A 17516-nucleotide genomic window follows, 5' to 3' on the forward strand; every position below is an offset into this window, starting at 1 on the left:
TCAGCGCCGCTGCCAGTGGCCGGGGCGCTCACGCCAGGCGCCGCCGTGCGGCTCCCAGCGCGGCGCCGTCCAGTTGTACCCGGGCCTCGGCGCCGACCAGCGCCCCGGGTGCCACACATACTGCGCGCCGCCCCAGCCCCAATATCCGGAAAGCCAGATGTATCCCGGCACGGGCGCCACGCCCACCACGTCCACCCGCGGCGCCGGCGGCGGCCCCGGAACGACCACGTAGCCCGGGTAGCCCGCCGCGTACGGAGCCGGCGCCACCACGCAGCCGGACAGCAGGCCGCCCGACAACAGGCCCGCCGACAGCAGGGCCGCGCAACGCACGAGGGAACGCATGATGAAACACTCCTTCCTGAATCGGTTTCGGGATTTCGCGCTACTCCCTCCATTCAACGCTTCCGGAGCGCCGGCGGCGACAAGCAAGACGCTGAAAAAGTAACGAAACGAAACATTCGATCACATCCCGAAGGACGGCTTCCGGAGAGCGGAACTGCATCAACCGGGAAATCCGGTCAGATCAATTCAAAAATTATGTTTTGTCGCTCGGAGTCCTGCCGGGATACTCCCGCTCACGAGCCCCCGACACAGGGGGCCGTATCGGCCGCGCCAGACGCGGCACCCACCCCAGGAGGAGACATGATGCACATCCGCAAACCCACCCCCGGCAAGATGCTGGCCGCGCTGAGCCTGGCCTTGGGCCTCGCCGCGAGCGCGCAGGCCGCCGAAGGCTTCGCCGGAGCCCAGGCCACGCGCGAGCACTACGGCGCGATTTTCCAGATCGACGCCGGCGGCCAGGGCGCCATCAAGAAGACCCTGAACAACATCGAGAACCTGCTGCACGACCCGCGGCTCAAGGGCAAGCTCACCGTCGAGCTGATCGCCAACGCCCAGGGCTTCGACGTCTACGTGAAGAACAACGGCTTCGAGGACAAGCTCAAGGCGCTGCAAAAGCAGGGCGTGATCCTCGCCCAGTGCTCGAACACCCTGCGCGAGCTCCACGTCGACCGCAAGGATCTCTACCCCTTCATCAACGTCGTCCCCTCGGGCATGGGCGAGATCACCCTGCGCGAATCCCAGGGCTGGGCCTACATCCACCCCACCCCGCCGGGCGAGAGCCTCTGAGGCGCGGCAAGACCCTGAAAGCCCGGCGCGAGCGCCGGGCTTTTTCATGGCGCGGCGGGAACGCGGACAGACTGACCAGGGCCGCGCGGCCCGAAAGCCGTCATTCGGCGACGATCCACTCCAGCGCCTGCACCGACAGATCCCCGTCGAGATGGGCGTCGATGTAGGCCAGAACGGCGTCGAAGCGCCTGGCGTAGGCGGCGCGGGCCGCGGAGGTCTGGGAAGGCATGGCGAGATGGTCGCCGACGCCGGCGCGCTGCTCGCGGCGGCCGCTATGCTGCCGGCAACGGCCCCACGGTCACCTCACCCGACATGGAATCCTCCCGACCCGCCGAGCGCATGGCGACATCCAGCCCGCAGTGGGCTTGCGAAGCGGAACAAATCCGGCGCGGCATGCGCCTGGCCGCGGAGATCAACAAACTGGGCATCGACGATGCGCCACGCATCCGGGAACTCTTCGGCGAATTGACCGGACAGCCGGTCGACCAGACCTTCACGCTGCTGCCGCCCTTCTACACCACCGGCGGGCACCGCATTCGGGTCGGGCACAAGGTGTTCATCAACCAGTGCTGCACCATCTACGACCTGGGCGGCGTGGAAATCGGCGACCTGGTGATGATCGGGCCGAACGTGAACCTGATCACCACGGGCCACGCGATGGTCCCGTCGCAGCGCCGCAAGACCATCGAGTCGCGGCCGATCGTCATCGGGCGCAACGTATGGATTGCCACCGGCGCGACGATCCTGGGCGGCGTCACCGTCGGCGACAACGCGGTGGTGGGTGCCGGCGCCGTGGTCACGCGTGACGTGCCGCCGAACACCTTCGTGGCCGGCGTGCCCGCGCGAGTCCTGCGGCACCTGGAAGCGGACGAAGACCTTGAAGCGCCTTCCATGACCTGAGCGCCCCGAAGCGCGCTGAACGGGACCGTGAGCGGCGCAAGCTTGCAACGAACTTCGGGTCAGTGATAGTCCTGTTCGCGCTGATGGCGCACCGCCAACACCACGACTTTCGGCGCGCAAGGTCGGCGGCTGCCTCGCGGCATGGCGCGAAAGGCCGCTCAAGCGCGTTCGGGTGCCGCGGTACAGCGCAGAATCAGCTGGCGCATCCACACATGCGCAGGATCCGAATGGTCGCGCGGATGCCAGGCAAGGTGCAGCGTGAAGTTTTCGGTCGCGAAGGGGAGCTCGAAGGCGTCCAGGATATCGGCATGCCGGGCGACGAGGCGACTCGGCAGCGCGGCCACGTAATCGGTCTCTCGCAGGATCGCAGGTGCCAGCATGAATTGCTGGATGGAGAGCACTACGTTGCGACGCAAGCCGAGGCGCAGCAGATACTCATCCATCACTCCCTCGAAGCTGCCGCCACTGGTGGACACGAGCAGGTGCTCCAGCCGGTCGCAGTAGGTCTCCAGATCGACCGCGCCGCGGCCGCGGGGATGTCCCTTGCGCTGCGCCATCACGAAGTGCTCGGACACAAGGCGCACGGCTCGAAGATGGGGAGGGAGCGCATGTTCAGACCCGATCAGGAAGTCCACCTCGCCGAGTTCCATCTGCGTCGCGATGCGCGAAGTGTCTGCGTGCCGAAAGGCCAGGCGAATACCGGGGCCAGCCTCGCGGCGCAAGGCCTCCATCACTGGCAGACCCGCCGCGACCATGCTGTTGTCGCTGCCGGCGATGGCGAAACGGCGCTCGGCCGTCCCTGGATCGAAGTCGGCACGATCGCGCAGAAGGGCACCGGCGTCGGCCAGGAGCTTGTGCAACGGATCCTTCAGCTCCAGCGCGCGGGCGGTCGGCAACATGCCCCGGCCCTTGACCGCGGGCACGAGCAGCGGATCGCCGAGCAGCGCGCGCAGGCGCGCGAGCTGCGCCGACAGCGCAGGCTGACTCAAATGCAGGCGATGCGCTGCCCGCGTGACGCTGCGCTCCCGCAGCAGCACGTCCAGCGAGACCAGCAGATTGAGGTCGAAGCTTCGCAAATCCATGGAATGGATGCATGGTATATGAAGAATCCATTGGAATGATGCGTGAAAGGTTTCTAGAGTCCTTCCACGACCTTGTGGAGATTCCTCATGTCTTTGTCCCTCGACAGATCCGTACGGCGTTCCCTGAGCGCGTTGGCGTCGGCCTACTTTGCCATGGGGGCGAGCGCGCTCGCGGTCATCGGATCGATTCGCGCCATCGCCGACGGCCTGGGCATCGGCACCGGCGCCGTGGCCCATCTGGTGGCGATCTACGCGATCGTGTTTGCCGTCACCGCGCCCCTGCTCCAGGTGATTGCGTCAAGGCTTCCTCAGAGAACGCTATTGCTGGCGGGTCTCGCGGCAAGCGCGGCCGGCTCGCTGGCGTCGGCGCTCGCCACCGGCTACGCCCCGCTGTTCGCCGCACGCATCCTGGTAGCCGTCGGCGGCGCCGCGATCGCTCCGGTGGCCTCGGCGCTGGGTGCGGCACAGGTGCCGCGCGAACAGCAGGGCTCCGCGCTGGTCAGGGTATTCAGCGGCATGACTGTCGCCTCGATCGTGAGCACTCCGGCTGCCCAGTGGATCTCGTCGCAGTTCGGATGGCGCTTCCTGTTCTGCGCCATCGGCCTGCTGAACCTGGCGGTTGCGGCCGCGGTGGCGCTGTGGGTCAAGGACGGGCGCCGCGGACAGGCTCTGTCGCTGCGTTCGATGATGGCCGAACTTCGACGGCCGGGTATCGCCCCCGCGATCGCCGTCATCTTCGCCTACATGGCAGGGATGTTCGCAAGCTTCACGATGATCGTGCCGATCCTGCAGAACCACTTCGGCATTGCGCCGCGCTGGACCTCGTCCGCTTTGCTGGTGTTCGGGCTTGCCGGGATGGGGGGCAACGTGCTGGCGCGGCGCCTGGCCACCCGTTTCGATGCCGACCGGCTGATCGCCTTTGCGCTGGCGGTGCTGATCGCGATGTTCGCAGCGATGGATCTGCTGCCCGGGCGGCCCATTGCTGCCTTGGCCGCGCTCCTCGTATGGGCCTGTTCGCACGACGTGTTCATGCCCTCCCAACAGCGCCGCATGGCGGAGATCGCACCGCACGCGCGCTCACTGGCCCTGGCCCTGAACTCCTCGGCCCTGTACGTGGGCATGTCCGCGGGCTCCTACGCTGCGGGTGTGCTCGCCACCCGCCTGGGCACGGGGGAGTTGCCGCTGGTGTCCGCGGCGGTGCTGGCCCTCGCCCTGCTGGCGCTCTGGATGTCGCGTCGATCGTTGGTGGACGCCGTTCCGACCGCGCATGTCGAGCTTCGCGAGGTCGCGCAGCACCACGACATCCATGACGCAAGGAAAGTGGCCCTGGGCGAACTCCGAGATTAGATCGCGGCCCTGCCACGGCTCCCGTCGAAGGAGCGTCACGGCATCGGCAAGCCTGTCCGGATCGTGTTGACTGGCGCTGCGGCATTGCGCAGCCGCGTGCTCGCCTGGAACTTGGGATGGAAGAGCGGCAGCCCTTGCTCATCGGGGAGCATCGGGGAGCATCGGCACCCGCGCGCCGCCAGACTGCACAGGAATGGAAATCCGAGGCTGCGGGGCTTACACCGTCATCCGCGACACTGAGGGACCGCTCCTCGGCCTGAGCTGTCACTGGACCTGTTGTCAGCAGCGTCTGTTGCCGGCCAGAAGCGGCCGGTCGGGCCGGAGGCACAAAGCGGACGATCAAAAGCGCGGCGCTGGCGAGAAACCGTTCAGCGCGAGGATCATCTGCTTGCCGTTGCCAAGCAGGTCGTGGAATCCATGGTGTCTGTAGAACGCAGCCGCAGCGTCGTCCTTGGCGTCGACCACGAGCGCGAACACGCCGATTTCCGAACGCAATGCACGCACCGCCGCATCAGCGAGCAGGGACCCGCCGAGTTTGCATCCTTGAAAGCTCCGGTCGACCGCAAGGCGGCCAAGCCTGACGATGGGCACGGACGGATACCGGGGCAGACGCCTGGCCAAATCTTCCGGCAACCCCGACAAGAGCACACTTCCGGCGGCGAGCGTGTAATACGCAGCGACCCTGCCGCTGGCGTCGTCCACCGCGACGTAGCAGACGCTGACCCGACGACGCACGTCCTGCCCGGCCTGGTGCGCAAGGTAGCGATCGAGTGCTTCGTTCCCGCAGGAGAAATCGCTGCGGCGATGTCCAGGCCCCAAGACCTCGACCCGAAAACGAGCTGTCACTGCGCCCCTTCGATGAGGCGCTTGCGCTGCGCGAGAGCTCGCTCCATGGCCGGCGCCAGCGGCGGCGGATTCAACAGGACTTCGACAAATCGGCGTTGCTCCTCGACCGAGAGCCGAAGGATCTGCGCCTCCTCGATCGTGCGCTGGGCATCTCGAAGCGCGGCGGTGACCAGGAAGTCGCTGACGCTGCGCCCTTGCAATTCAGCGGCGCGCCGCACCACCGCAAGAGCGTCCGGCGCAATGCGGGCTTCGACCCGCGTCGTGCGTGGAGACTGGGGTGCTCCCATGACAGGTCCTCCGGAGGGGCATTTTGTACGTAATTTTACCGTACTTATGGCTTCAGCGGTATTCCCTCGATGGAAGCACGGCGAGGAGGCGATCGATGTCCGGCCCGGCTATTCCTGGTGCCTGCAACGGGTCGACTGCGGCCTCTCGCATTGTCCACGTGAGCGGCGGCAAAGGCCGAGTAGCGGCCTCTCAGCCCATTACGCACCCAGGCCCCAGCAGGAAAAAAGCCCGCTACGTGCGGGCCTTTTTCACGACTCCACCAACCGATCCCCGTCCTCTCAAGAAAACGCCGGGCCGCCCCAAGTTTTCTTGACCCCCACGGGGGGCGGGCTGGGCGCAGCCCGGCCCTGGGGGCGCTCAGAACGGAATATCGTCATCCATATCGTCAAAGTCCCCCGCCGCCGGCTTGGCCGGCGCGGGCGCGCGGGATCCGCCACGCGGCGCCGAGTCCCGGCTCTCGCGGCTTTCGCGGGGTTCCGGGCGGGAGGGTTCCCGGCCGCGGCTGTAGCCGCCGCCTTCCTCATCGCCGCCACCGTCACGCGAGCCCAGCAACTGCATTTCTGTCGCGATGATGTCGGTGGTGTAGCGCTCCACGCCTTCCTTGTCGGTGTACTTGCCGTACTTGAGGCGGCCTTCGACGTAGACCGGGCGGCCCTTTTTCAGGTACTCGCCGGCGATCTCGGCCAGGCGGTCGTAGAACACCACGCGGTGCCACTCGGTTTCTTCCTTGCGCTCGCCGGACTTGTCCTTCCACTGGCGGGTGGTGGCGATGGAAACGTTGCAGACGGCGGCGCCCGACGGCGCGTAGCGCACCTCGGGGTCGCGCCCGAGGTTGCCCATCAGAATGACTTTGTTGACGGAGGCCATGAATTGTCCTGGTGAAAGGGGCGCGGCTTCCCGCGGCGCCGATGCATGAACGCGAAGAATAGCGCGAAGGGACACCCCACCGGCTCGGCGCGGGGCTGCGGCCCCGCCGGTCGCCCGGGTTCGCCGGGTGGGCTGGAGGCGCGTCGGCGCGCCGAGGCCTTTATAGTTGCGTGTTGCCCGCGAATCCGCCATGACCGCCCCAGACCTCGCCGCCCCGTCCGATTCCCTGCCGAAGGAAGCCGCCACGGCAGCGATCCGCGTGCGCGGGGCGCGTACCCACAACCTGAAAAACATCTCGCTGGACATCCCGCGCAACCAGCTGGTGGTGCTCACCGGGCTGTCGGGTTCGGGCAAGTCCTCGCTGGCCTTCGACACCCTCTACGCGGAGGGGCAGCGCCGCTACGTGGAAAGCCTTTCCGCCTATGCGCGCCAGTTCCTGCAGCGTATGGAGAAGCCCGACGTCGACCTGATCGAAGGCCTGGCACCGGCCATTTCCATCGAGCAGAAATCGGCCAGCCACAACCCGCGCTCCACCGTGGGCACGGTGACCGAGATCCTGGATTACCTGCGCCTGTTGTGGGCGCGGGCGGGCACGCCGCATTGCCCCCAGCACCCGCAGCAGGCGCTGCGCGCGCAGACGGTGTCGCAGATGGTGGATACCGTGCTGGAGCGCCCGGCCGGGCAGCGCCTGGCGCTGCTGGCGCCGGTGGTGCACGCACGCAAGGGCGGGCACGCCGAGCTGCTGGCCTCCCTGCGCGCGCAGGGCTACGTGCGCTTTCGCGTGGACGGGCAGGTGCTGGAGGCCGAGAACATTCCGGCGCTGGACGACGGCTCCCGCCATGACGTGGAAGTGGTGGTCGACCGCGTGAAGACCGGCGGCGACCTGCGCCAGCGCCTGGCCGAGAGCCTGGAGGCCGCGCTGCGCCTGAGCGACGGGCGCGCGCTGGCGCTGGACCTGGACAGCGGCGAGCTGCAGAGCTTCAACAGCCGCTTCGCCTGCCCGATCTGCGGCACCTCGCTGCCCGAGCTGGAGCCGCGCCTGTTCTCCTTCAACAACCCCGCCGGCGCCTGCCCGGAATGCGACGGCCTGGGCCACGTGGAGGTGTTCGACCCCGCGCTGGTGGTGGCCCACCCGGAACTGGGCCTGGCCAGCGGCGCGATCCGCGGCTGGGACAAGCGCAACCGCTTTTATTTCGAGCAGTTGCAGGCGCTGGCCGCGCACGACGGCTTCGAGCTGGACACCCCATTCGAGCAATTGCCCGAGACGGTGCGCCAGCGGGTGCTGCACGGCACCGGGGACGAACGCATCGCCTTCGCCGCGGTGGACGCGAAGGGGCGCAGCAGCACGCGGCGCCACCCCTTCGAGGGGGTGCTGCCCAACCTGCAGCGCCGCTGGCTGGAAACCGAGACCCCGGCGGTGCGCGAGGAACTGGCGCGCCTGCGCAGCGTGCATAGCTGCCCGGCCTGCTCGGGCACCCGGCTGCGCCCGGAGGCGCGCCTGGTGCGCGTGGGCGAGGCCAGCCTGCCGGAGGTGTGCGCGCTGACCCTGCAGCAGGCGCAGGCCTGGTTCGACGAGCTGGAGCTGGACGGGGCGAAGGCGGAGATCGCGGCGCGCATCCGGCGCGAGATCGCGTCGCGCCTGCGGTTCCTGAACGACGTGGGGCTGCGCTACCTGAGCCTGGACCGCAGCGCCGACACCCTGTCGGGCGGCGAGGCGCAGCGCATCCGCCTGGCCTCGCAGATCGGCTCGGGGCTGACCGGGGTGATGTACGTGCTGGACGAGCCCAGCATCGGGCTGCACCAGCGCGACAACGACCGCCTGATCGCCACCCTCAAGCACCTGCGCGACCTGGGCAACAGCGTGCTGGTGGTGGAGCACGACGAGGACATGATCCGCGCCGCCGACCACGTGGTGGACATGGGGCCGGGCGCCGGCATCCACGGCGGCGAGGTGGTGGCGCAGGGCACGCCCGAGGCGGTGGCCGCGGACCCGGCCTCGCTGACCGGGCAGTACCTTTCCGGGCGGCGCCACGCGGCCGCCACGGCCTCGCGCAGCGCGCCGGGCGAGCATTGGCTGGAACTGGCGGGCGCGCGCGGCAACAACCTGCGCGAGGTGACGGCGCGCATTCCGCTGGGGCTGCTGACCGTGGTCAGCGGGGTGTCGGGCTCGGGCAAGTCCACGTTGGTCAACGACACGCTGTACGCGGCGGCGGCCGCCGCGCTCAACGGCGCGCACACGGAGCCGGCGCCCTTCGAGGCGTTGCACGGGCTGCAGCTGCTGGACAAGGTGATCGCGGTGGACCAGTCGCCGCTGGGGCGCACGCCGCGCAGCAACCCGGCCACCTACACGGGGCTGTTCACGCCGCTGCGCGAGTTGTTCGCGCAGACCAACCTGGCGCGCGAGCGCGGCTTCGACGCCGGGCGCTTCTCCTTCAACGTCAAGGGCGGGCGCTGCGAGGCCTGCCAGGGCGACGGGCTGGTGAAGGTGGAAATGCACTTCCTGCCCGACATGTACGTGCCCTGCGACGTGTGCCACGGCAAGCGCTACAACCGCGAGACCCTGGACGTCACCTGGCACGGGCTGAACATCGCCGAGGTGCTGGAGCTCAGCGTGGACCAGGCGCTGGAGCAGTTCAAGAGCGTGCCGGCCATCGCCCGCAAGCTGCAGACCCTGCGCGAGGTGGGGCTGGGCTACATCCGCCTGGGGCAGAGCGCGACCACCTTGTCGGGCGGCGAGGCGCAGCGGGTGAAGCTGGCGCTGGAGCTGTCGCGGCGCGACACGGGGCGCACGCTGTACATCCTGGACGAGCCGACCACGGGGCTGCATTTCGCGGACATCGACATGCTGCTGGACGTGCTGCTGCGCCTGCGAGACGCCGGCAACACCATCGTGGTGATCGAGCACAACCTGGACGTGATCGCCAGCGCCGACTGGGTCATCGACCTGGGCCCCGAGGGGGGAGCCGGCGGCGGGCGCATCGTGGCTTTCGGCACGCCGGAGCATCTGGCCACGCAGGGCGAATCGGCCACAGCGCCCTACCTGGCCCGGGTGCTGGAGCAGCGCTCGGGGAACTGAGCGGGCTGCGAGCGAGCGCCCCCCGCGCCCCGCCCGAATGTCGCCTTGCCGGGCGGAGCGCGACCGGGCGGAGCGCGCCGCGGCGCCTCCTGCAGACTTGGGGCATCCACTTGTACCATGGCCCGCGTCACCTGCCGCCGCGCGGCGGCAGCTGTGCGAGCCGGGCGCCGTGCATGCGGCCGCGCGGCCCTGGCGGCGGCACCTGCGCGAGGCGCGGCGCGCCCCGACCTCCCGAGAACGATCACGTACAACCCTACGGAGAACTTGTCATGGGCAAGAACATTACGTTGCAACTCAAGGATGGAACCCGCATCGGCGCCTACGTCGCCGAGCCGGCCGGCACGCCCAAGGCGGGCCTGGTCGTGGTGCAGGAAATCTTCGGCGTGAACGCGCACATCCGCAGCGTGGCCGACCGCTACGCGGCGCAGGGCTACCTGGCCATCGCGCCGGCGCTGTTCGACCCGGTGCAGCCGGGCGTGGAACTGGGCTATGACCAGGAAGGCGTGACCAAGGGCCAGGACTACGTGGGCAAGCTGGGCTTCGAGCGCGCGCTGGCCGGCGTCGAGGCGGCGGCGCAGGAAGTGCGCGGCGCCGGCAAGGTGGCCACGGTGGGCTACTGCTGGGGCGGCACGGTGAGCTTCCTGTCGGCCATTCGCCTGGGGCTGCCGGCGATCAGCTACTACGGCGGACGCAACGTGCAGTTCGCGGGGGAGCCGGCGAAGGCGCCGCTGATGTTCCATTACGGGCTGAAGGACGCGCACATCAGCGAAGCCGACCGCGAAGCGGTGCGCAAGGGCAACCCCACGGCCGAGTTCCACGTCTACGACGCCGACCACGGCTTCAACTGCGACGCCCGCGGCAGCTACGACGCGGACTCGGCCAAGCTGGCCATGGAGCGCTCGCTGGCCTTCCTGGCCAGGCACGTGGGCTGACAGCCCGGCCCCGGGGCGGCACGCCGTGCCGCCCACGCCTAGATGGCGCGCAGGCGCCCGCCGTGGTTGAGCACCTCGGCCCAGTCCTCGAGCTGGCGCGGCTCGCCGAACAGGTAGCCCTGCATCACCTGCAGCCCGAGTTCGCGCAGGGCCTGCGCGTCCTCGGGGCGCTCCACCGCCTCGGCCACCACCTGTACGCCCAGGCGCTGCGCCAGCGCTGTGACGCTGCGCACGATCTCGCGGTTGCGCGGGTCGCGCTCCAGGTTTCCGGTGAAACCGGCGGGCAGCTTGATCAGCGCCGGGCTCAGGCGCTTGAGGTATTCGAAGGAGGCGTAGCCCTCGCCGAAATCGTCCATGGCCAGCTGCACGCCGGCCTGCTGCAGGGCCTGGATGTTGCGCACCACGCTGGGGTAGACGGGGATCTGGCGCCGCTCGGTCACTTCCAGCGCCAGGCGCTGCGCGGGCCAGCGGCTCTCGGCCAGCACGCTCTGGATGTGGGGCACCAGTTCCGGGTCACCGAGCTGGTCGGCTTCCAGGTTGACCCCCACCATGCCTTCCCAGCCGGTCCAGTTGGACAGCACGCGCGCCTCGGCCACGGCGGTGTCGACCACCCAGAAGAACAGCTGGCTGGTCTGCGACACCGACAGGCGCGGCAGGAAGGCCAGCGGGGAATGGCGCCGCGGCGCGGTGTCGGCGCGCCAGCGGAACAGGGCCTCCAGGCCGACGACTTCGCCGCTGGGGTAGCGCACCTGCGGCAGGTACACCAGAGACGGCGAACCGGAACCGGTATGCACCGCGATTTCGCTGAACACGTCTCGTTCCAAGGCCGATCTCGCGAGTTTTCCTGGGAAGGCTGGATAGGTCCCGCGCAGCCTGCGCGGGGCTTGGCGCACCGGAGCACCCGGGGCGCGGCTGGGCAGATTAGCATGAAGCCCGATTCCACTGCCCGCACGCCATGCCACCCTCCGCCCAGGCCACGCCCGCCGCGCGCAAGCGCGCCAAGGCCGCCCCGACCGCCTCGGTCGGGCCCCGCTACCGCGTGCGCATGCACAAGCTGCACGCGCATGTGTTCGACGTCGAGCTCGAGCTGGCGCGCCCCGACCCTGCGGGCCAGGAGCTGTGGCTGCCGGTGTGGGTGCCGGGCAGCTACCTGGTGCGCGAGTTCGCGCGCCACGTGCTGGAGATGCGCGCCTTCTGCGGGCGCCGGGAACTGGCGCTGCGCAAGACGGCGAAGAACCGCTGGCGCATCGAGCCCTGCGAGGGGCCGCTGAAGGTGCAGCTCGGCGTGTACGCGCACGACGCCTCGGTGCGCGCGGCCTGGCTGGACCCGTCGCGGGGGTTTTTCAATGCCAGCAGCCTGCTGCCGGCGGCCGCCGGCTTCGAGCACGTGGAGCAGGAGCTCAGCCTGGAGCCCCCGCCGGGGCTGCGCTGGAGCGTGGCCACCACGCTGGCTCCGCGCAAGGTGGACGAGCGCGGCTTCGGCAGCTACGCGGCGCGCGACTACGCGGATCTGGTGGACCACCCCGTGGCCTGCGGCGACCATCTGCGCATCGCCTTCCGCGCCTGCGGGACGCCGCACGAGATGGTGGTGGAACACGGCACCCGCCTGCGCGAGCAGGTGGACGCCAAGCGCCTGGCGGCCGACCTGCGGCGCATCTGCGAAACACAGATCGCGCTGTTCGAGCCCGAGGCGCCGCGCGCGCCCTTCCGGCGCTACGCCTTCCTGCTGGCGCCCTCGCCCACCGGCTGGGGCGGGCTGGAGCATGCCGACAGCAGCGCGCTGATCTGCGCCGAGGCGGACCTGCCGCATCCGCGCGACGGCGCCGACGCCGGCGCCGGCTACCGGCGCCTGCTGGGCCTGTGCAGCCATGAGTACTTCCACGCCTGGAACGTCAAGCGCATCCGTCCGCAGGCGCTGACACCGCTCGACCTGGAGCGCGAAAACCTCACCGGCATGCTGTGGCTGTTCGAGGGCTTCACCTCCTACTACGACGACCTGGTGCTGCGCCGCGCCGGGCTGATCAGCCCGCAGCAATACCTGCAGCTGCTGGCCGAGGCCATGCGCGCGGTGCAGGCCACGCCGGGGCGCCACCTGCAAAGCCTGGAGGAGGCGAGCTTCGACGCCTGGATCAAGTTCTACCGGCCCGACGAGAACACCCCCAACGCGACGGTGAGCTACTACACCCTGGGCGGGCTGTTCGCGCTGGCGCTGGATCTGCATCTGCGCAGCCGCGGCAAGGGCTGCCTGGACGACGTGATGCGCCTGCTTTGGCGGCGCTACGGCCGCGCCGACGCGCCGCTGCGCGAGCAGGGCGTGCCCGAGGACGCGCTGCCCGCGCTGGTGCGCGAGGCCTGCGGCGCCGACCTGCGCGCCTGGTTCGCGCGCCACGTGCAGGGCCGCGAGGAATTGCCCCTGCAACGCCTGCTGGCCGGTTTCGGCGTGGAACTGGGCCATGGCGCGCCGGAGCCGGTGGACGCGCTGGGCCTGCGCCTGGACGGCGTCTCCAGCTGGCCGCTGGTGCGCTACGTGCGCAGCGGCTCGTGGGCCGAGCAGGCCGGGCTGTGCGCGGGCGACGTGCTGGTGGCCGTGAACGAACAGCAGGCGGGCGCGGCCGCGCTGGCGCGCCAGTGGCGCCGCGCCCAGGCCGGCCAGACGTGGAGCGCCCACGTCATGCGCGACGGCAGGCTGCTGCAGCTGCGCGCGCCGCTGCCCCAGCCGGCGCCGGGCCCGGTGCAACTGCAACTGGCCGCGCGCCCCACGGCCGCCGCGCTGCGCCTGCGCCGCGCCTGGCTGGACGCCTGAAGCCGACGCCGCGGCGCGCCGCCCCCCTCACAACCCGACCTACCCAGGAGACTCCGATGAACCCCGAGAACCTGCTGCTCGAAGTCCACGACCAGGTGGCGCTGATCCGGCTGCACCGGCCCAAGGCGCTCAACGCACTGAACGATGCGTTGATGGACGAGCTGGGCCAGGCGCTGGCCCTGTACGAGGCCGACGACGCCATCGGCTGCATCGTGCTCACCGGCAGCGAAAAGGCCTTCGCGGCCGGCGCGGACATCGCGGCCATGGCCACCAAGGACTACATGCAGGCCTACCGCGAGGACTTCATCACCCGCAACTGGGAGCGCATGCGCAGCATGCGCAAGCCGGTGATCGCAGCGGTGGCCGGCTACGCGCTGGGCGGCGGCTGCGAGCTGGCGATGATGTGCGACTTCATCATCGCCGCCGACGACGCGCGCTTCGGCCAGCCGGAGATCCGCATCGGCATCATCCCCGGCGCCGGCGGCACGCAGCGCCTGCCGCGCGCGGTCGGCAAGAGCAAGGCCATGGACCTGGCGCTCACCGGGCGCATGATGGACGCGGCGGAAGCCGAGCGCGCCGGGCTGGTGTCGCGCGTGGTGCCGGCGGCGCGCCTGCTGGACGAGGCGCTGGAAGCGGCGCGCGCCATCTGCGCCTTCCCGCGCCAGACCGTGATGCTGACCAAGGACTGCGTGAACCGCGCCTTCGAGGTGCCGCTGGCCGATGGCCTGATGTACGAGCGCCGCGTGTTCCACAGCCTGTTCGGCACCCACGACCAGCGCGAGGGCATGGCCGCCTTCCTGGAAAAACGCAGCCCGAAGTTCGAGAACCGCTGAGGCCTTCCGGCGCGACGCAATGCCCCGTGGCTGGCAGGGGGCTTGAACGCCCGGCGCGCTCGCGTATAATGTCCTGCTTTTGGCGCTTTAGCTCAGTTGGTTAGAGCGACGGAATCATAATCCGCAGGTCCGGGGTTCGAGTCCCTGAAGCGCCACCAGAGTTTCCGAAGCCCCGGAGTCGCGAGACTTCGGGGCTTTTTCACATGGGCCGGAGTGCAGGCATGCTGGCCTGCCTGTCACAAGCCCCCAAGGCCCCGCCGCGATTCAAGGCTGCCTACCATGAGGACCGGGGCCAACGTCCTCGCCTCGGTAGCCCCAGGTCGCAGCGGCAACCGCCTTCCTTCCCAAGACCCTCCACCCATCCGTCGCTTTCGCGGACGATGACAGCATGATCGACGCCTTGCGCCTGCTTGCCTGCGGCGTGTGCGCGGCAGCGTTGGCCTGGGGCCTTTGGTACTGGCTCGGCGAACGCCTGTTCGGCGTGCTCACCATCACGGCCATCGTCTACCTGCTGCTCGAGAACCGCAGACTGCGCAAAAGCCTTCGGACTCAGGAGACGGTGCAAACGCGCCGCGGCACCCGCGAACCCTGACGGGCCTGATCCGAGCGCTACCTTTCCAGCCAGTTCTCCACCTTGAGGCCTCGGATGCGGCTGAATTCGCGCATGTTGTCCGTGACCAGGGTGAGGCCCAAGGCGAGGGCGTGCGACGCGATCAGCAGATCATTCATGCCGATGGGCTTGCCAACGCCTTCCAGTTCGGCGCGGATGCGGCCGTACCGGGAATCGGCAGGACACTCCAGCGGCATGATGGGGATGGTGGCAAGGATCTCCCCCACCCTGGCGCGCAGCTTGGCGGAACCCTTCCTTGCGCAGCCATAGTGCAATTCCGCTGCGACGATGATGCTGGTGACGATAGCAGCCGTCGGGCCGAATTCTTCGAGATGCCGCGCCACGATCCCGTCCGGGCTGCGGATCACGTCGCCGATGATGTTCGTGTCCAGCAGATATCCGGTCAAAAAATATCCTCCGGTTCGGCGGGCGTGTCCTCGATCCGCGGAAACTGGTCTTCAGGGCCAAGCGGCGCCTGCCGCCTCCACTGCGCAAGAAGTTCGACCAGATTCGTCGGCCGCGTCACCGGTTCAAGAATGAGTTTGCCGCCTTCCCGGTGGATCAGCACGCGGTCGCCCGGCAATTCGAACTCCACCGGTATCCGCACTGCCTGACTACGGTTGTTGCGGAACAGTCTGGCCTCCTTGGGGCTGGATGGCCGCGATCGGCTGGGCATGGCATGGGGTCTCGAGTTGTATATGCCGAATTGAATATCCCACGAGCTCCTCGAGAGCTCACCCCGGCAAAGAGACGAAGCGGCCGTGGGCGGCCGGCCCTGCGTATCATGCCCGCTGGCCAGTTCCAGGCGCTCGAGCGCGGTTTCCGATGACCCAGTCCGCCGCCCGCAAGGGCATCATCCTCGCCGGGGGCTCCGGCACCCGGCTGTACCCGGTCACGCAGGCGGTGAGCAAGCAGCTGATGCCGGTGTACGACAAGCCGATGGTGTACTACCCGCTGTCGACCCTGATGCTGGCCGGCATCCGCGAGGTGCTGGTGATTTCCACGCCGCAGGACACGCCGCGCTTCCAGCACCTGCTGGGCGACGGCAGCCAGTGGGGCCTGGATCTGCACTACGCGGTGCAGCCCAGCCCGGACGGGCTGGCGCAGGCCTTTGTCATCGGGCGCGATTTCCTGGGCGGCGCGCCGAGTTCGCTGGTGCTGGGCGACAACCTGTTCTGGGGTCACGACCTGCAGCCCCTGCTGATGCAGGCCAATGCGCGCGCCGACGCGGCCACCGTGTTCGCCTACCACGTGCTCGACCCCGAGCGCTACGGCGTGGTGGAGTTCGACGCGCAGGGCCGCGCGGTGAGCATCGAGGAAAAGCCGGCCAGGCCCAAGAGCAGCTATGCCGTCACGGGGCTGTATTTCTACGATGCGCAGGCGCCCGAGATCGCCGCCTCGCTGCGCCCGTCGCCGCGCGGGGAGCTGGAGATCACCGACCTGAACCGCATCTACCTGGAACGCGGGCAGTTGCAGGTGTGCACGCTGGGGCGCGGCTACGCCTGGCTGGACACGGGCACCCACGAGAGCCTGCTGGACGCCGGGCAGTTCATCGCCACGCTGGAAAAGCGCCAGGGCCTGAAGGTGTCGTGCCCGGAGGAGATCGCCTGGCGCCAGGGCTGGATCGACGACGCGCAGCTGGAACGGCTGGCCGAGCCCATGCGCAAGAACGGCTACGGCCAGTACCTGCTGCGCCTGCTGAGTTCCCCGGGATTCTGAGGCCATGCCCTACACCGCGACCCCCACCGCGCTGCCCGAGGTGCTGGTGCTGGAACCCAAGGCCTACGGCGACGCCCGGGGCTGGTTTTTCGAGAGCTACAACCGGCGCGATTTCGCCACCGCCACGGGCATCGACGTCGAGTTCGTGCAGGACAACCACTCGCGCTCGGCGCTGGGGGTGCTGCGGGGACTGCACTACCAGATCCGCCACCCGCAGGGCAAGCTGGTGCGGGTGGTGGCGGGGCGGGTGTGGGACGTGGCCGTGGACCTGCGCCGCTCCTCGCCGCGCTTCGGCCAGTGGGCGGGGGTGGAGCTTTCGGCCGAGAACCGGCGCCAGCTGTGGATTCCCCCGGGTTTCGCGCATGGCTTCCTGAGCCTTTCCGAGGGCGCGGAATTCCTGTACAAGACCACGGACTACTGGTTTGCCGAGCACGAGCGCTCGCTGCTGTGGAACGACCCGCGCCTGGGCATCGCCTGGCCGCTGCAGGGCCTGCAGCCGGCCCTGGCCGCGAAGGACGCGGCGGCCCCGGCGCTGGAGCGGGCGGAGTGCTTCGACTGATTCCATGGCTCGCCGGCGGGCAAGCCGCGCGGCGGCCCCGGCGCGCCATGGGGCCATTAGAATCCGGGAAAGCTTCCCCCCCACCAGGAACCCGCGGATGCGTGTGGCCGCCCCGAACCTGCCGAGCCTGAGCCTGGCCGCCGCGCTGGCGCTGGGCGGCGCTTGCGCTCCGGCGCTCGCCCAGGTGTTGCCCACCGCGCCGGCACGCGTGTACCCCATGGGCAGCCTGATGGGCTATGCCACATTCGGCGCCGGGCCCACGCTGAGCGTGAATTGCGTGAGCTACCCGCTGGGCCCGGGGCTGCGCGTGGAGAACACGCAGCAGCGCGTGGTCCTGCTGGGCCAGCTGCCGGGCCTCAAGGGCCCGGTGGTGTTCCAGCGCGACTCCATGGGCAACGTGTTCCGGGTGTGGTTGCTGCGCGATAACCAGGTCGTCGGCGGAGTGACGGCCGCCCCCAATCGCTGCCTGTTCCGGCAGTTCTGAACGCCCTGCCCGCCCGCGGGCGGGTACGGCCCCCGCGCCGGC

The 17516-nt window shown here is 69.5% G+C and carries 20 protein-coding genes and 1 tRNA gene; 12 read left to right on the forward strand and 9 right to left on the reverse strand.

Going from position 1 to position 17516, the window contains the following annotated elements; genetic code table 11:
• Positions 1–342 (reverse strand): YXWGXW repeat-containing protein, encoded by a 342-nt coding sequence (locus D466_RS0111535; protein ID WP_018913872.1) that lies wholly within the window; start codon positions 340–342, stop codon positions 1–3.
• 303 nt (positions 343–645) lie between these two features.
• Between D466_RS0111535 and D466_RS0111540 the strand changes: the two genes are divergently transcribed.
• Positions 646–1128, forward strand: a complete 483-nt coding sequence (locus D466_RS0111540; protein ID WP_231385707.1) for a DsrE family protein — start codon at positions 646–648, stop codon at positions 1126–1128.
• 100 nt (positions 1129–1228) lie between these two features.
• Here D466_RS0111540 and D466_RS24965 read toward each other — a convergent pair whose 3' ends face one another.
• Positions 1229–1357, reverse strand: a complete 129-nt coding sequence (locus tag D466_RS24965; protein WP_018913874.1) for a hypothetical protein — start codon at positions 1355–1357, stop codon at positions 1229–1231.
• A gap of 83 nt (positions 1358–1440) precedes the next feature.
• Here D466_RS24965 and D466_RS0111550 point away from each other — a divergent pair, with 83 nt between their 5' ends.
• Positions 1441–2028: a sugar O-acetyltransferase gene (locus D466_RS0111550; RefSeq protein WP_026285177.1), complete on the forward strand. Its 588-nt coding sequence runs from the start codon at positions 1441–1443 to the stop codon at positions 2026–2028.
• 158 nt (positions 2029–2186) lie between these two features.
• Here the strand turns inward: D466_RS0111550 and D466_RS0111555 are convergent, their stop codons facing one another.
• Positions 2187–3110: a LysR family transcriptional regulator gene (locus D466_RS0111555; RefSeq protein WP_018913876.1), complete on the reverse strand. Its 924-nt coding sequence runs from the start codon at positions 3108–3110 to the stop codon at positions 2187–2189.
• Between the two features lie 87 nt (positions 3111–3197).
• On the opposite strand from D466_RS0111555, the gene D466_RS0111560 reads away from it, so the two are divergent.
• Complete coding sequence (locus tag D466_RS0111560) at positions 3198–4457, forward strand: MFS transporter (protein ID WP_081629932.1); 1260 nt, start codon at positions 3198–3200, stop codon at positions 4455–4457.
• A gap of 339 nt (positions 4458–4796) precedes the next feature.
• Here the strand turns inward: D466_RS0111560 and D466_RS21555 are convergent, their stop codons facing one another.
• The 3 genes from D466_RS21555 to D466_RS0111575 all read right to left on the reverse strand — a co-directional run bounded on the left by D466_RS21555 (position 4797) and on the right by D466_RS0111575 (position 6458).
• Positions 4797–5303 carry a GNAT family N-acetyltransferase gene (locus tag D466_RS21555; RefSeq protein ID WP_018913878.1) on the reverse strand — a complete coding sequence of 169 codons (507 nt, stop codon included), beginning with the start codon at positions 5301–5303 and terminating at the stop codon, positions 4797–4799.
• Positions 5300–5590, reverse strand: coding sequence for a DUF1778 domain-containing protein (locus D466_RS0111570; protein WP_026285179.1), 291 nt, complete (start codon positions 5588–5590; stop codon positions 5300–5302). The genes D466_RS21555 and D466_RS0111570 overlap by 4 nt, the downstream gene beginning before the upstream one ends.
• Before the next feature lie 358 nt (positions 5591–5948).
• Positions 5949–6458 (reverse strand): single-stranded DNA-binding protein, encoded by a 510-nt coding sequence (locus D466_RS0111575; RefSeq protein WP_018913880.1) that lies wholly within the window; start codon positions 6456–6458, stop codon positions 5949–5951.
• Between the two features lie 190 nt (positions 6459–6648).
• Between D466_RS0111575 and uvrA the strand changes: the two genes are divergently transcribed.
• Complete coding sequence (gene uvrA / locus D466_RS0111580; protein WP_018913881.1) at positions 6649–9534, forward strand: excinuclease ABC subunit UvrA; 2886 nt, start codon at positions 6649–6651, stop codon at positions 9532–9534.
• Positions 9535–9803: 269 nt separating this feature from the next.
• Complete coding sequence (locus tag D466_RS0111585) at positions 9804–10466, forward strand: dienelactone hydrolase family protein (RefSeq protein WP_018913882.1); 663 nt, start codon at positions 9804–9806, stop codon at positions 10464–10466.
• A 38-nt stretch (positions 10467–10504) separates the two neighbouring features.
• Here D466_RS0111585 and D466_RS0111590 read toward each other — a convergent pair whose 3' ends face one another.
• A complete protein-coding gene (locus tag D466_RS0111590; protein ID WP_018913883.1) occupies positions 10505–11278 on the reverse strand; it encodes an EAL domain-containing protein in 774 nt (257 codons plus the stop codon).
• A gap of 143 nt (positions 11279–11421) precedes the next feature.
• Between D466_RS0111590 and D466_RS0111595 the strand changes: the two genes are divergently transcribed.
• The 4 genes from D466_RS0111595 to D466_RS21560 all read left to right on the forward strand — a co-directional run bounded on the left by D466_RS0111595 (position 11422) and on the right by D466_RS21560 (position 14694).
• Complete coding sequence (locus D466_RS0111595; RefSeq protein WP_018913884.1) at positions 11422–13269, forward strand: M61 family metallopeptidase; 1848 nt, start codon at positions 11422–11424, stop codon at positions 13267–13269.
• 56 nt (positions 13270–13325) lie between these two features.
• A complete protein-coding gene (locus D466_RS0111600) occupies positions 13326–14102 on the forward strand; it encodes an enoyl-CoA hydratase (RefSeq protein ID WP_018913885.1) in 777 nt (258 codons plus the stop codon).
• Between the two features lie 81 nt (positions 14103–14183).
• A tRNA-Met gene (locus D466_RS0111605) sits at positions 14184–14260 on the forward strand.
• 230 nt (positions 14261–14490) lie between these two features.
• A complete protein-coding gene (locus D466_RS21560) occupies positions 14491–14694 on the forward strand; it encodes a hypothetical protein (RefSeq protein WP_018913886.1) in 204 nt (67 codons plus the stop codon).
• 17 nt (positions 14695–14711) lie between these two features.
• Here the strand turns inward: D466_RS21560 and D466_RS0111615 are convergent, their stop codons facing one another.
• Positions 14712–15119, reverse strand: a complete 408-nt coding sequence (locus D466_RS0111615) for a type II toxin-antitoxin system VapC family toxin (protein ID WP_018913887.1) — start codon at positions 15117–15119, stop codon at positions 14712–14714.
• On the reverse strand, positions 15116–15388 hold the full coding sequence (locus D466_RS0111620) for an AbrB/MazE/SpoVT family DNA-binding domain-containing protein (protein WP_026285182.1): 273 nt from the start codon (positions 15386–15388) through the stop codon (positions 15116–15118). The genes D466_RS0111615 and D466_RS0111620 overlap by 4 nt, the downstream gene beginning before the upstream one ends.
• Before the next feature lie 149 nt (positions 15389–15537).
• On the opposite strand from D466_RS0111620, the gene rfbA reads away from it, so the two are divergent.
• The 3 genes from rfbA to D466_RS0111635 all read left to right on the forward strand — a co-directional run bounded on the left by rfbA (position 15538) and on the right by D466_RS0111635 (position 17474).
• Complete coding sequence (gene rfbA / locus D466_RS0111625; protein WP_018913889.1) at positions 15538–16431, forward strand: glucose-1-phosphate thymidylyltransferase RfbA; 894 nt, start codon at positions 15538–15540, stop codon at positions 16429–16431.
• 4 nt (positions 16432–16435) lie between these two features.
• On the forward strand, positions 16436–16990 hold the full coding sequence (gene rfbC, locus D466_RS0111630; protein ID WP_018913890.1) for a dTDP-4-dehydrorhamnose 3,5-epimerase: 555 nt from the start codon (positions 16436–16438) through the stop codon (positions 16988–16990).
• A gap of 97 nt (positions 16991–17087) precedes the next feature.
• Positions 17088–17474 carry a hypothetical protein gene (locus tag D466_RS0111635; protein ID WP_018913891.1) on the forward strand — a complete coding sequence of 129 codons (387 nt, stop codon included), beginning with the start codon at positions 17088–17090 and terminating at the stop codon, positions 17472–17474.
• The last annotated feature ends 42 nt before the right edge of the window (positions 17475–17516 follow it).

Source organism: Thiomonas sp. FB-6 (assembly GCF_000377645.1).
Lineage (GTDB): Bacteria > Pseudomonadota > Gammaproteobacteria > Burkholderiales > Burkholderiaceae_C > Thiomonas_A.